At 70.8% G+C, this 13,997-nt stretch carries 13 protein-coding genes; 2 read left to right on the forward strand and 11 right to left on the reverse strand.

Annotation, left to right across the window (positions count from 1 at the left end; all coding sequences use genetic code 11):
- Positions 1-2: 2 nt before the first annotated feature.
- Positions 3-1,130, reverse strand: a complete 1,128-nt coding sequence (locus tag GPA04_RS12795; protein WP_156224561.1) for a DNA glycosylase AlkZ-like family protein — start codon at positions 1,128-1,130, stop codon at positions 3-5.
- Between the two features lie 190 nt (positions 1,131-1,320).
- Here GPA04_RS12795 and GPA04_RS12800 point away from each other — a divergent pair, with 190 nt between their 5' ends.
- Entirely contained in the window at positions 1,321-1,728 is a 408-nt protein-coding gene (locus GPA04_RS12800; RefSeq protein ID WP_156224562.1) for a RidA family protein, read from the forward strand.
- A 50-nt stretch (positions 1,729-1,778) separates the two neighbouring features.
- Here the strand turns inward: GPA04_RS12800 and GPA04_RS12805 are convergent, their stop codons facing one another.
- The 10 genes from GPA04_RS12805 to GPA04_RS12850 all read right to left on the reverse strand — a co-directional run bounded on the left by GPA04_RS12805 (position 1,779) and on the right by GPA04_RS12850 (position 13,052).
- Positions 1,779-2,330, reverse strand: coding sequence for a hypothetical protein (locus GPA04_RS12805; RefSeq protein ID WP_156224563.1), 552 nt, complete (start codon positions 2,328-2,330; stop codon positions 1,779-1,781).
- 68 nt (positions 2,331-2,398) lie between these two features.
- A complete protein-coding gene (locus tag GPA04_RS12810) occupies positions 2,399-4,531 on the reverse strand; it encodes a glucosidase family protein (RefSeq protein ID WP_156224564.1) in 2,133 nt (710 codons plus the stop codon).
- Positions 4,528-5,490 (reverse strand): acetylxylan esterase, encoded by a 963-nt coding sequence (locus tag GPA04_RS12815; RefSeq protein ID WP_156224565.1) that lies wholly within the window; start codon positions 5,488-5,490, stop codon positions 4,528-4,530. Before GPA04_RS12815 ends, GPA04_RS12810 begins: the two co-directional genes overlap by 4 nt.
- A 28-nt stretch (positions 5,491-5,518) precedes the next feature.
- Complete coding sequence (locus GPA04_RS12820; protein ID WP_241680768.1) at positions 5,519-6,802, reverse strand: enolase C-terminal domain-like protein; 1,284 nt, start codon at positions 6,800-6,802, stop codon at positions 5,519-5,521.
- Positions 6,799-7,599 carry an SDR family NAD(P)-dependent oxidoreductase gene (locus GPA04_RS12825; protein ID WP_156224566.1) on the reverse strand — a complete coding sequence of 267 codons (801 nt, stop codon included), beginning with the start codon at positions 7,597-7,599 and terminating at the stop codon, positions 6,799-6,801. Before GPA04_RS12825 ends, GPA04_RS12820 begins: the two co-directional genes overlap by 4 nt.
- Before the next feature lie 65 nt (positions 7,600-7,664).
- Positions 7,665-8,531: a carbohydrate ABC transporter permease gene (locus tag GPA04_RS12830; protein WP_241680769.1), complete on the reverse strand. Its 867-nt coding sequence runs from the start codon at positions 8,529-8,531 to the stop codon at positions 7,665-7,667.
- Positions 8,531-9,442, reverse strand: a complete 912-nt coding sequence (locus GPA04_RS12835) for a carbohydrate ABC transporter permease (RefSeq protein ID WP_156224567.1) — start codon at positions 9,440-9,442, stop codon at positions 8,531-8,533. The genes GPA04_RS12830 and GPA04_RS12835 overlap by 1 nt, the downstream gene beginning before the upstream one ends.
- 123 nt (positions 9,443-9,565) lie before the next feature.
- On the reverse strand, positions 9,566-10,861 hold the full coding sequence (locus GPA04_RS12840; protein WP_156224568.1) for an ABC transporter substrate-binding protein: 1,296 nt from the start codon (positions 10,859-10,861) through the stop codon (positions 9,566-9,568).
- A gap of 62 nt (positions 10,862-10,923) precedes the next feature.
- A complete protein-coding gene (locus GPA04_RS12845; protein ID WP_241680770.1) occupies positions 10,924-11,622 on the reverse strand; it encodes a FadR/GntR family transcriptional regulator in 699 nt (232 codons plus the stop codon).
- Positions 11,623-11,867: 245 nt separating this feature from the next.
- Positions 11,868-13,052, reverse strand: a complete 1,185-nt coding sequence (locus GPA04_RS12850; RefSeq protein WP_156224569.1) for a DUF5005 domain-containing protein — start codon at positions 13,050-13,052, stop codon at positions 11,868-11,870.
- Positions 13,053-13,181: 129 nt separating this feature from the next.
- Here GPA04_RS12850 and hisN point away from each other — a divergent pair, with 129 nt between their 5' ends.
- Complete coding sequence (gene hisN / locus GPA04_RS12855; RefSeq protein WP_156224570.1) at positions 13,182-13,991, forward strand: histidinol-phosphatase; 810 nt, start codon at positions 13,182-13,184, stop codon at positions 13,989-13,991.
- Positions 13,992-13,997: the final 6 nt, after the last annotated feature.

Here is a 13,997-nt window from a genome sequence, read left to right on the forward strand (position 1 = left end):
GCTCATGCGTGTGGCCCCACCGTGATGTTCCCGATCGTCAGCTCGGCGCGAGCCTGCACGATCTCGCCGATCCGCGCCACCTCGTCCGCGAGCGCGTCATCCAGACCTGCGGCGAGCGGCTCCAGCGGCTCGACCCGCACGTCCATCCTCGCGCCCGAGCGCTTGCCGTGCCACACCCCGGCCACGACACCGCGCACCAGCAGCACCGGGAAGTTGCCCGCCTGGCTGCCGGCGAGCGCCCGCTCCGCCGCGCGACCTGGGAACAGCTGCTCGCGCGGCTGCGCGGCCACGACGTAGGCGTCGAAGTACGGCAGCAGCACCACCTCGGGGACCGCCGGTTGCCGATCGTGGTCGACGGCCGCCGGTGCGCCCTGCTCGGAGCCGCCGCTCGCAGCCGCCCACGCCGCGCGCGCCCAGCTCTCGCTGGTGGCCAACCACCTGGCGAGGTGGCGGGGCTCGGAGGGACCGTAGGCGGCCCGGTAGCTCGCGACCAGCCACGGGACCGCCACCTCGGCGGGTGCGGGCTGGAAGCCCGGCAGCCACGCGGCGGGTGAGGTATAGGTGACGGCGCGGCCGCGCGGCCGCCCGAAGCAGAGCGCACCCCGATGGGCCGCGACCGTGACGGCCTGCCGCCACCTCGGCCAGAAGGTCCCGAACGCCGGCATCGTCTCCTCGACCGCCCAGGCACCCAACGTCTTCCCGATCGCGGCATCCAGCTCTGTCAGGGTGAGCTCGTCGTCGGCGAGCACAGCCGCCACGGCGGCCACGACGTCGTCGACCTGACCCTCGTCCAGACGCACGCCGACGGCCTGACGCGACGTACCGCCGTCGAGCGCGGTCAAGGCACCGACCCACAGGTGCAGGTCAGCAGCGGGCAGCAGATGCACGGTGCCACGCGGGCCGTAGGTGCGCACCAGCTCGCGGCGTTCCCAGAGCGATGCCTGCACATCGGCGCAGGTCACCCCCTCGAGTCGCCGCGCGATCGAGTGCTCGGCAGCCGACTGGACCTGAGCGTGCGCGCCGCACATCGCGCGCACGGCGTCCGGGACCTGAGCCACCGAGCCGAGCGGCGCCGTCAGCCCCTGGTGGGCCATCCGCCGGCGCGAGACGCTCTCCCAGTCATCGCTCATCGATGACGATTCTGTCCTGCGCGTCAAGGATCGGGCGGTCGCTGCGCCGTCCAGCCTGCGGTGTGCGCAGGAGTTGCGTCGTGCGGCGCGGATCCAGCAGGCTCGTTGCCCTCCGGCGCGGAGCCGAGCGCGCCGGGCGCGTCCGCACAGCGACGCGACACGTCCCAGAACCGACACCGGAAGGTGGACGATGCCCACAGCCGTGACCCTCATCCGTTCCAGCTCGTTGTCCGACGTGGCCGAGTACGCCTACGCCGCCACCGCTCCGGCGGACTCGCGCCTGATCTTCCTGGCCGGCTCGTGCCCCCTCGACGAGGGCGGAGCGACCGTCGGTATCGGTGACTACGCGGCCCAGGCCGCCCGGTGCGTCGAGAACCTGCGCACGGCGCTGGCGGCTGCCGGGGCCGAGATCGACGACGTCATCAGCACACGCGTGCTCGTCGCATCGACGCAGCAGGCCGACCTCGTGACCGCGTGGGAGGTGGTTCGTGACGCCTTCGGCGACCACGACGTCCCGAGCACGCTGCTCGGCGTCACCGTCCTGGGGTACGACGACCAGCTTGTCGAGATCGAGGCGGTCGCCGCCGTCCGCGACTGAGCGGGCGCACGGCGAGCACAGCGCTTCCACGGTGCCGCACGAGCGTTGGTTCAGGCGATGCGGGTCCGACCCTGGGAGTAGTGCTGGATCGCGGGCAGGATCGTCTCGACCCCGGGCAGCAGACCGGTCCCGCCCAGCAGCAGTCCCCGCTTCTGGTACCCCGCCCACGAGGCGGGGTCCGCCTCCACGCCGACCTGACCGGGCATCGCCTGCGGGTGCAGCACGAACCTCAGCAGCGGCTGCCCGAGCTGGACCTTCCGGCGCACCTCCACGACCGCCTCCCACGGCAGCCTGACGGTGCCCTGCTGGCTCTGGAGCTCCATCCCCCAGCCATCGATCGTCAGCGGTCGGCTGATCGCGAGCCGGCCGCCCCAGTGGTAGCACTGGAACGCGATCTGGAAGATCTGGCTCGCCAGCAGGAGCAGGAAGACCACGACGAAGGACCGCAGCGCCTGCTCCGACGTGAGCACCAGCAGCACGACCGCGGCGAGGAGGGCCAGGGTCAGCACGCCGTGCAGGATCAGCACGGTGCGGAACCTGCGGTGCAGCGCGGCGAGGTCGGATCGGACGACGAGCTCAGGCGGCGCTGCTGCAGGCTGCATGAGACCTCACCCTGCCACGGACACCCCGGGCGATCGCACCGAGACCATGGGCACGGGTGCCCCTCCGGTCAGTCGCCCGACCGCTCGTGAACGCCCTGCGCGTCGACGTCATAGACGCGCTCCCCCACCCGCAGCCCGAGCAGCCGGGCGCCGGGGTCGACGGTCTCGAGGCAGCCCGCCGTCGTCACGGTCCCGTCGAGCCCGACCTCCACGCCGAAGATGCCCGAGATCACGAGCTCGCTGAACGAGCCGGCCGAGGAGCAGCTCCAGTCGAGCAGGTACGGCCACTGTGGCGGCGACTTGCGTGCGCCGCCCTCGATCGGGTCGGCGGCCTCCTCGACGAAGTGACCCTGCCCGGGCGGGCCCTGTCGCGCCGTCCGCGCCAGACCGGGCAGCCAGGCGGCCACCACGTCGGCCCCACCGAGAGCGATCGCGGCACGCCCCGCGTCCGGTGGCCACGCCGGGTAGGCGCCGTTCCACTGGTGGTCGGCACGCAGCGAGTACCCGGCGTCGGCGTCGAACGCGGACAGCGCTCTCATCCAGGACGGCGTGCGCAGCTCGGTGTCGAAGAACCGCACCATCTCGGCGCGCACCTGCTCCGGCAGGTCCTCGGCGATCGTGGTGCCGACGGTCGCGAAGTCGTAGCAGTGGCGGGTCGGCTCGAGCGAGCCGTCGGGCTGCCGGGTGTGGAAGAACCCGGCACCCGGGATGTAGAGCTCCTGCACGAGGCGAATCACCTCGGCTGCCTCGGCGCGCAGCGCCTCGGCCTCGGCAGGGTCACCGCCCTCCAGCTCGACGAGCTCGGCGGCCACCCGCATGCACCAGGCGTTGGCGGCGTTGAGGCTCGCGATCTCGTGGGTGTAGCTGGAGACGCACTCGAGCAGGTTGTCGATCCCGCCGTAGTCCGCGAGACCGCTGGGCCGGCGCAGCCGGTGCCACGCGCGCGCCCACGACCGCACGTGGTCGCCGAGCCGGCGCTCGTTGCCCTCCGCGTCGGTGAACACCTCGTCGAGGAACGCCAGGTCCTGCGTGAACGCGACGTAGTCCCGCACGAGCCGGGTCATGGCGTAGTGGTTGACCGAGTACCAGTAGCCCACGGGCTTCCCGGTGAGCCACTCGGTGCCGAAGTGCGAGTCGATGTCCAGGCTCACCCAGTGCGCGATCTGCTTGCGCATCTGAGCGGGGTCCATCAGCGCGTGGCTCTGCGAGGACAGCGAGTAGTCCCAGATGAAGGTCGTGGTGGCCCAGTATCGAGGCATCAGCGTGTCGTAGGTACGGCCGAGCACCGATGCCGGGTTGTCCCGCATGAACCACAACGTGCCCATGGCGCCCCAGTGGTACAGGGTGCGGAGGTCGTCGTTGCTGGTCTCCAGCCGTGGGATCGTCCCCGACAGCGCCGAACCACCGTCGAACAGCGCCGCCAGTGCGGCGTCCCACGCCTCTTCCGAGGCCGTCACGGCCGCGCTCACATCAGCCCCGATGCGCTCGACGGCGGCGCTCGCCTCCTCCTCGGTCCTGGCGATCGCGTGGACGTAGCCGAGCTCGACGACCTCGCCGGCGCCCAGGGCGAGCTCGACCTCGACGACCCGAGGGCCGCCGTCGGGCACGGTCGCGGAGGCCGGGGCGAGGAGGCGCTGCACGCTCGCCGCGTGCTCGTCACCCTCGCGGAGCTGGACCCCGAACGAGGACCTGCTGACCTCGGAGTCCGCGATCGGGGTGCCGGTGACGGTCAGACCGTCCCGGGTGAGCTCGTTCGGGGCCTGCGGCAGCTCCGCGCTCGCCCAGCGGGCGCGGCTGGTCACGGTCGAGGCGAGCCAGAGCCCGAGCCGCAGCGTGCGGGCCTCACCGGTGTTGGTCACGACGATCCGGACGACCACCGCGGGTTCGCCGGGCGGGCACACCGTGGTGGTGTCGACGCGCCAGCCGTCGATCTCGGTGGTGCGCTCGACGCGATCGGGCCGCCAGGTGACCTCGACCGGCTGCCCGTACGAGCGCGCGAGCCGGCCGCCCAGGTACAGCTGCCCGGTGATCGTGTCGCCCTGTGCGACCGGCGGCACGTTGAGGCTGCGGATGGCGACGACGTCGTGGTCGACCTGCGCGGTCGCCCAGTGGTTGGTCAGCCCGGGCGGGTTGATCATGTCGTCGAAGCGATCGACGATCCGCGCCGAGGTGAAGTCGGCGCAGGTCGGGAGGGGGGTCATGAAACTCCTCGTAGGTGGTGGTCGAGCCAGCCGGCCAGGCAGGCGTCGTCGTGGGCGCCGCCGCCCTCGTGGCCGTTGTGCGGCCACACGCAGGTCTCAGGTGGCGGGCTCATCGCGTTGATGGCGGCGAAGATGCCCGAAGGCGGGCAGATCAGGTCGCCGAGCCCGACCGAGATCATGGTCGGGCAGCCGATCCAGGAGCTCAGGTGGGCGACGTCGACGTGATCGAGCGCGGCGAGCGTGCGCTCACCGCGGTCGCGGTACGTGGCGAGGTAGGTGCCGAGCTCGCGGTACGGCCCCTCGCCGGCGACCTCGACCGAGCGGGCGATACCGCACAGGTACGGCGTCCGTGCGAAGGCTGCCGCGACGTCGTCGTGCAGCGCGGCAGCGGCGAGCGACATCGCCCCGCCCTGGCTGTGCCCGACGACGGCGATCGGCTGCCCCGCGCCGGCGGGCAGCTGCGGCACGGCGTCGACGGCGCGGACCGCGTCGGTCAGCAGCCGCCGGTAGTAGAGGTGCTCGGGCGCCTCGACGCCGCGCGTGAGCATGCCGGGTGCCGCGGGACCGGAGCCGTGCGGGTCAGGGGTGTCGCCGGTGTTCCAGATCGACCCCTGGCCACGGCTGTCGACCACGAGGTAGGCGTAGCCGTGCGTGGCCCACAGGGTCCGCTCGTGCGGCAGCCCGCGGCCACCGCCGTAGCCGAGGAACTCGATCACCACGCCTGCCGGGTCGGGCGGCAGCAGCCACCACGCCCGGATCGGTTCACCGCCGAAGCCGGGGAACGTCACGTCGTGCACCGTCAGGGTGCGCATCGGGTGGTCCAGCCGCTCGACGATCACCTCACCGCCGGCCGCGCGCGAGGTCGCGAGCGTGTCGTCCCAGAACTCGCGCAGCCCGGTCGGGGGCCGGCGCGGGTGGCGGTAGCTGCGCAGCTGCGCCAGCGGCAGGTCGGTCAGCATCGGGTGGCACCGAGCAGCACCCGGCTGATCACTCCTGCTCCCAGTGCGAGTACGCCTGCTCGAGCGCCGCCGGGATACCGGCGATCGTCGGGTCGGCGTACTGCGTGTTGGGCAGCATCGGGTACCAGTCCGGTCGGCCCGGGTCGCGGTCGTAGGGGTAGCCGCCGAGCCGCTGGTAGCGCTCGGCCGCCGCACCGACGGCGTCACGGTCGAGGGTGACGCCCAGGCCCGGCCCCTGGGGCACGGTCATCCGACCGTCCGTGTAGGGCACCAGGCCGCCCTCGATGACGTCGTGGCGCAGGTGGTGGTAGTGCGCGTCCGCCGCGTACACCAGGTTCGGCAGGACGGCGCCCAGGTGGCGCATGGTGGCGAGCTGGATGCCGAGCTCGCCCGAGGAGTGCACCGCCACGCCCAGCGAGAAGGCCTCGCAGATCCCGGCCGCACGGATGCAGGGGCGGATCCCACCCCAGAACGTGGTGTCGAGCAGGATGACGTCGACGGCGGGGTCACGCACGTTGGCCGCGAGCTGCTCGGGGTTGACCACCACCGTGTTGGTGGCGAGCGGGATCGAGGTGTTCTCCCGCACCTGTCGCATCCCGGTGAGCGAGTACACCGGGTCCTCCAGGTAGTCGTTGTTGAGGTCGGCGATGTGCTCGGCGAACCAGATCGACTCCCCGACGCTCAGCACCCCGTTGGGGTCGTAGCGGACCTTGTCCTCCGGCAGCGCCTGCGCCAGCGCGCGGAAGCACTCGAGCTCGTACGCGGGCGGGAACACACCGCCCTTCAGCTTGTGCACGCGGAAGCCGTGCAGCTTCTTCAGCCGCAGCGCCTCCTCGACGAGCTGGTCGGGTGTGCGGATCTCGCCGCTGCCGTCCGGACCGGGATACCTGAAGAACAGGTAGCTGGCGAACTCGACGTCCTCCCGCACCCGGCCACCGAGCAGGTCGGTGACGCTGAGCCCGGAGTGCTGGCCGAGGATGTCGAGACAGGCGAACTCCACCGCGGCCAGCAGCTGCGTGCGGTTGTTGTAGAGACTGGCCGTGGGGTTGGCGATCATCCAGCGCAGCGACTCCACCTGTGCAGGGTCGTGACCCTTCAGGTAGGGCAGCAGGGCGCGCACGGCACCCTCGGCGCTCTCGCCGCCGCCGCCCAGCTCGCCCAGCCCCACGAGGCCGTTGTCGGTCTCGATCTCGACGATCGTGCGGACGAACCGGCCCCAGTGGGCGCCGTTGGAGTGCCGCAACGGCGCCTCCAGCGGCACGGTCACCGTGGTGGCCCGGATGTCGACGATCTTCATGCCCGTGCCGCTCACGCCTGCTCCTGCTCGTCCGGTAGCACGACGGCGTTGCCGGACGTCAGCCCGCCGTCGACCTTGATGTCGGCACCCGTCACGAAGGAGGCCCGCTCCGAGAGCAGGAACTCGATCATCTCCGCGACCTCCGAGGGCTGGGCGACCCGCCCCAGCGGGTGCGACCTGCCCCACTGCGCGATCGTCGCCTCGACGTTCTCGGCGCCACCGAACTCCGCCGCCGCCCACCGCAGCATCGGGGTGTCGACCGAGCCGGGACAGACAGCGTTGACGCGGATGTTCTCGTGCGCGTGGTCCACCGACATGGCGCGCACCATCGCGTTGAGCGCACCCTTGGTGGCCGCGTAGGCGGCGACCCCGTGCTGGGCCATGTAGGCCTGCACGGAGGAGACGACGACGATCGAGCCACCGGCCCCTGTTCGTCTCATCTGCGGCACCGCGTGGTGCGCGGCGAGGAACACCCCGCGCACGTTGACGCTGAACGCGCGGTCGAAGGTCTCGATCGCGTCCTCGGCGTCGACGGTCCCGTAGGTCTGGATTCCGGCTGCGCACACCAGCCCGGCCAGCCCGTCGCCGTCCTCGTCGACCCTCGAGAACGCGGCCGCGACCGACTCGGGTTCGGCGAGGTCGGCGACCAGGGGGACGGCGTCGGGAAGGTCGCTGACGAGCGCGGCAAGCCTTTCTGGGTCCCGGTCGAGCGCGTACACGCGCGCGCCGGTCTGCGCCACCCGACGAGCGGCGGCCTCACCGATCCCTGCTGCCGCTCCGGTCACCAGCACGGGTGCCAGCTTCGTGGACATGCCCTCTCCCACTTCCTCGATCTCGACGCCGGTCCGACCGCGTCCCGCAGTCACGGCGGGTCCGCTCAGAACTGTCCCAGCGACAGCCCGCGCGTGAAGGCGCGCTGGGTCGCCAGGAACAGGACGACCGTCGGCAGCGAGACGAGCAGCCCGCCCGCCAGCACGGTCGACATCGCCGATCCACCGTAGGTGCTCTGCAGCGCCGACAGCGCGGCGATCACGGGACGCACCGTCTCCGACTGGGACAGCGTGAGCCCGAGCAGCAGGTCGTTCCAGATGAAGGTCGCCTGCAGGATGAAGATCGCCACCAGTGCCGGCGCGGACATCGGCAGGTAGATCCTCCAGAAGATGCGCCAGGCCGAGGCGCCGTCCATCACGGCCGCCTCGAACACCTGGTGCGCGATGCCGCTGAAGAAGTTGCGCATCACGAACGCCGAGAACGGCACGGCGATCACCGTGTACACGAGGATCATGCCGACCCGCGAGTTGTAGAGACCGGTCTGCGCGTAGCCGATGAACAGCGGCATCAGGATCATCTGCAGCGGGAAGATCGTGCTGGCGAAGATCAGCACGAACCAGAAGAACCCGTTCCGCAGCCGCAGGGCCACGATCGCGAAACCTGCGGCGGCGCCGATGATGACGGCGAGCGCCGGACCGCTGATCGCGTACAGCGCGGTCGAGAGGATGCCGAGCGAGAGCCGCCCCCGGCCCCAGGCGTCGGCCATGTTGCTGACCAGGCCGCCGAGGTCACCGAACTGCCAGATCGAGTAGTCGCCGAACACCTCGGGGCGCTTGGAGGCGTTCGCGAGGAGCAGGTACACCGGGAGGAGCCAGATCAGGCCCATCACGGCGAGCAGGATCTGACGCAGCAGCACGCTCATGCTGAAGGGCCGCCGTCGCGCCACAGGTGGGCTCGTCGAGATCGTGGTCATCACACGCTCCGTTCCGGTGCGAGCTGGCGGCGCAGGTACAGCACCGAGGCGAGGACGGTGACGACGGTCAGGAACACCGCGACCGCGGCGCCGAGGCCGTAGTCGTTCGTGATGAAGGTCTCCTTGTACATCGTCAGCGCGAGCGTCTCCGAGACCCCGCCGGGCCCGCCCTTGGTCATGCCCCAGACGATGTCGAAGGTCTTCAACGAACCGACGATGCTCAGCCCCACGACGACGGTGGTCAGCGGGGCCAGCATCGGCCAGGTCATGGTGCGGAACATCGTGAACCCGGACGCGCCGTCGACCTTCGCGGCCTCCAGCGGCTCCTTCGGGATCGACTGCAGCCCGATGCCGAACAGCAGCGCGTTGACGCCGGCACCCTGCCAGCTCGACGCCACGATCATGACGAAGGTGTTGAGGGGTGCGTCCAGCAGCCACCGGGGCGCGTCGGCGCCGAAGAACCCCACGATCTGGCTGAGTGCGCCGTTGGTCTGCAGCACGAACGACCAGATGACGCCCACCGCGACGCCGGAGAGCGCGTACGGGATGAGGAAGGGCAGCCGGAAGAAGGTGGCGCCGGGCAGCCCATGGCTGAGCACGGCGAGGAACAGGCCCAGGCCCACCGGCAGGATGATCGTCCCTGCCACCCAGTACAGGGTGTTGACCAGCGAGTTCACCAGCCCGGGGTCGGAGAACATCTGGACGTAGTTGGCCAGACCGACCCACTCGGGGTCACCGAGCCCGTTGTAGTCCGTGAAGGAGATGTAGGTCGTGTACAGGAACGGCAGGTACAGCACGATGCCGGCGAGCAGCACCGCCGGGGCGATGAAGCCCACGGACGGGAGCGCGAAGGCGTTGCGCGACTTGCGCTGGGGCAACATCTCCTCGCGCCGGGCGGCCGGAGCGGTCATGGCTCTCCTCGCGGAGTCGGGATGGACGTGGGTAGGGGTGGGTGAGCCGGGTGCACTTTCCTCGCTCACCCACCCCGGTCAGGGAACGGGGTCGCGCCCCTGCCCGGGCGCGACCCCGTGGTCCTACTGCTCCGCCCAGTAGGCGTCAGCAGCGGCCTGGATGGCCTCGAGGTGGGCCATCGGGTCGCCGTTGTTCGTCACGAACGCTCCGAACTCCTCGGATGCGACCGTGTAGATCGGCACGGGGGTGGCCTCCAGCCAGCGCTTCTGGATCTGGAAGTCCGGACCGGTCACCTGACTGACCACGGCCGAGAGGGCCGGGTCGGGCGACTCGACGTTCGGGTTGAAGGACACGTCGCCGAAGGCCTCGGTCCACGCGTTCTGGGCGTCGACGCCCATCCACCAAGCGCTGTAGTCCAGCGCGGCCTGCTCGTTGGCGCTACCGGCGCCGACGCACAGCGGGCCGGTCTCGACGATCGCCTGCTGGGCCTCCACGTCGGGGTTGACGTTCGGGATCGCGAAGATGCCGTAGTCCTCGTCCGGGACCATGCCGAGCGCGTTGAGCTGGCCGGTGAAGAAGGTGCCGAAGTTCGCCATGGCGACCTCACCGGTCTGCAGCAGCGTCTGCGGGTCGGTCGTGACGCCCGGGTCGATGAAGTAGCCGTCGGTCTGCATCTGGTGCCAGACCTCCATCGCCTCGACGATCGTCGGGTCGGTGTAGGAGACGCTGCCGTCCTGCAGACCCACGTACGCCTCGGGGTCGGAGCCGGCGACGACGGTCTGGAACCACACGAACTCGAAGATGAAGTTCATCTGGTGGAAGGGCACGACGCCGTTGTCCACGAGCGTCTGGGCGTTGCTCATCAGCTCGTCCCACGTGGTGGGGACCTCGAGGCCGTTGTCGGCGTAGACCTGCTTGTTGTAGTACATCACCCAGTAGACGACGTTCAGCGGCACGCAGTACTGCTTGCCGTCGTAGGTGTAGTTCTCGATCAGCCCCTCGGGGACGTCGCCGTTGGCGGCAGCCTCCTCCCAGAGGTCGGTCGTCTCGGCGACGAGCCCGGCCTCGACGAGCTCGCCCAGCTGCCCACCGGTGTGCCACGTGAACAGGTCCGGCTTGTCGTTGGTGCGGAACGCCTGCTTGATGAAGGCGTCGTACGCAGCCGCGTCGGAGTAGCCGGTGAAGCTGAGCGTCGACTGGTCGGCGTCGCCCGAGGCGGCGTTCATCTCGTCGAACTGCGGCTCCCAGGCCGCCTTGTCGGTGAAGAAGCCGAGCTCGGTGGGAGCGGCATCCCCGCCGTCGCCACCGTTCCCGCCGCCGCCGCCGCCCTCGTCGCCGCCGCCGCTGCAGGCACCGAGCAGCAGCGCTGTCGCTGCCGCCGCTGCCACGAGCGCCGACCTGGTGTGGTGTTGCTTCATTCGTCGCACCTCTTTGTGTGGTGGGTGGTGGTCCGCCGGTGGCCGCCGGACCGTGAACTGGATCAGTCGGAGTCGCTTCGGGAGCGGATCACGTCGATGACGCTCGCCAGGTGCCCGGCGACGGCGGCGTGCGCGCCGGCGGCGTCACCCGCGACGATCAGGTCCCGGATCTGCGTGTGCTCGTCGTAGTCCTCGGCAGCATCCCCGTGCAGCGCGAGGATCGCGCGCTGGTCGTCGGCGTGCAGCAGCACGATCGAGTCGAGCACCTCGCCGAGGATCGCGTTGCCGGTGGTGGCCGCGATCGCACGGTGGATGTCGAGGTTGGTCCGCCAGAGCATCTCGTCGCCGACGGCGAGCTGTCCCCGCGCGACCGCGAGCGCGTCCTCGAGCCACGCCAGGCCTCGCTCGTCGCGGGTCTCTGCGGCCAGGCGGGCGATCTCCGGCTCGAGCGCCCGGCGGGCCTGCAGCAGCTCGACCAGCTGCTCGACGTCGGATCTCGGCAGCACCGGGTTCATGAGCACGCGGCGCCCGGCGTTCGGGCCGACGTAGACGCCCGAACCGTGCCTCAGCTCGACGATCCCGATGCCCTCGAGGCGGCGGAGCGCCTCGCGCATCGTGGGGACGGCGACGTTGAACCGCAGCGCGAGCTGCTTGACGCCGTCGAGCTGATCGCCGGACGCGAGCCCCTCGGCCGCGACGATGTCCATCACACCGTCGGCGAGCTGGCTCGACAGGGTCGAGCGAGGGGGCGTCGTCGTCACGTAGGTGATCTAATCACTTGCTCACTTGATCAACCAACGCGACGACACGAATGTTGCAGATTCGTGACCCACCGGCCCTCACCGGCCTCCGCGCCCGCCCCTCCCGCCTTCACCCCCCATCCCGTTCGAGGTAAACAACCACCTCCGCAGGGCCCCCGATTACCTCGACAGCAAGAGGGGTGCAGCGGACTCCGCAGCCCCCTGGGTCGGGTCGAGGTGATCGGGGACCGCGACGAGGTGGGCGATTACCTCGAACGCTCGACGTCGATCTCGACCTCGATGAACCGGGGGCGGTAGATCGAGGCGTCCTCGTAGAGCTCGGTGGAGTCGAAGCTGTTGACGTTGTAGGTCACGAGGATCGTGTCGCGGGTGCGCAGCTCGGGGTGCTCGTGGGCGTTGTAGGCCCAGATGTTGGGGTTGCCGTAGCTGCCGGTCGCACCGACCTCGGGCATCTCGTAGACGAGTCCGGCGGGCTGGAACGGCCCCGTCGGCGAGCACGAGGTGTACGCGACGATGTTGCGGCTGAACAGCTCGTTGGTGTCCTGCGTGATCAGCAGGTAGCCGTCGCGGTACGGGGTCACGCTGTACTCGTTCGCCACACCGGACATGACCGCCGCGGTGTCGGTCTCGGTGGGCGACCAGCCGCTGCCGGTCCAGTACTCCCAGGTGCCCGTGAGGTCGGTGCCGCGCACGCGGGCGATGTGCATCGACTTGACGAGACCCTGGTCGTCGACGCCGTAGATGTAGGTGTAGCCGCCGTGCCCGTGCAGCGGCTCGGCGATCCAGCTCGCCCACTGCACGCCGGACGCCGAGGGCAGCGGCGTCAGGCTCTCGAGCTCGAGGCTGCGCCCGTCGAACGTGGCGAGGTGGTTGCTCTCCCACCCGAAGTCGAAGCTGCCACCGCCGCCGTACCAGAACCGCAGCGCGACCAGCTGCACGTCACCGCGCTTGGTCTGCAGGCCGTCACCCACCCAGTACCAGCCCGCGGGCTCGTCGGTGGGCGGGCCGATCAGGGAGGTCTGGTCGGGACCGGTGACGGTGCGCAGGTTGTCGCGGCGGTCCTGCACCACGAAGCTGTTGTTGAGGAAGGGCGAGTCGAGCGGCCGCGAGCCGTCGTCGGCGACCTCGCCGAGGAAGGTGTCCGAGAAGACCCAGGCGATCTGGCCGCCGCGCATCGGGATCGAGTAGGTCGAGTCGCCGCCCGTCCACTCCCCGGCGGTGTTGCCGTAGCTCGTGAAGGCCTCGGTGAGCTCGGGCTCGGGCGCACCCGTGAACGTGAGGGTCTCATCGACCAGGCGGCAGCTGTCGCCGTGACCACCACCGTGGCCGTGGCCACCGCCGGCCGTCGCCGGAGCGGCGCCCAGCAGGCCAAGACCCGCGACGAGGGCGGTCACGCCCAGAGCGGTGTGAAGACGACGAGGACGCACCATCGGAACAGCTCCTTCGCTGGAGGGTGTGCACCCGAGGACGAGCATGCCGGGCCCTGCCGCTGAGGTCAACCCGTCTCGGCCACGGCCGCCTCCCCGGGCGCCGCACCGACCTGGACTAGCGTGTCGACCATGCAGGATCCCCCCGCGCGGCCCCGGTACGACGACGACCTGCGGCTCGCCCACGTCATCGCCGACCAGGTCGACAGCCAGACCATGGCGCGCTTCAAGGCCCAGGACCTGACGGTCGAGACGAAGCCCGACACCACACCCGTGACCGACGCCGACCGCTCGGCCGAGGAGATCGTCCGCAGCCAGCTGTCCCGGACCCGGCCCCGCGACGCGGTGCTCGGGGAGGAGTTCGGGGTCACAGGGCACGGCGCGCGGCAATGGGTGATCGACCCGATCGACGGCACCAAGAACTTCGTCCGCGGCGTCCCGGTGTGGGCGACCTTGATCGCGCTGGTCGACGGCGACGACCCGGTGGTCGGGCTCGTCAGCGCGCCGGCGCTCGGCCGGCGCTGGTGGGCCGGCCGAGGCTCAGGGGCCTGGACGGGTCGCTCGCTGTCGCAGGCGAGCCGGATCTCGGTGTCGGCGGTCACGAAGGTCGAGGACGCGTCGTTGTCCTACTCGAGCCTGTCCTCGTGGAACGACGCCGGTCTGGGCGAGGAGTTCCGCGACCTGGAGGCGCGTTGCTGGCGCAGCCGTGCCTACGGCGACTTCTGGTCCTACATGCTGGTCGCCGAGGGCGCCGTCGACATCGCCTGCGAGCCCGAGCTCGAGCTGTACGACATGGCGGCGCTGGTCCCCATCGTCGTCGAGGCCGGGGGCCGGTTCTCCTCGCTGACCGGGGAGGACGGCCCGTACGGCGGCAACGCCGTGGCCTCGAACGGCCACCTGCACGAGGACGTCATCTCCTCGCTCGCCGCCCGTGCCCGCTGACGGCGG

This window comes from Pseudactinotalea suaedae (assembly GCF_009733815.1).
In the GTDB taxonomy this organism is placed as follows: Bacteria; Actinomycetota; Actinomycetes; order Actinomycetales; family Beutenbergiaceae; genus Pseudactinotalea; species Pseudactinotalea suaedae.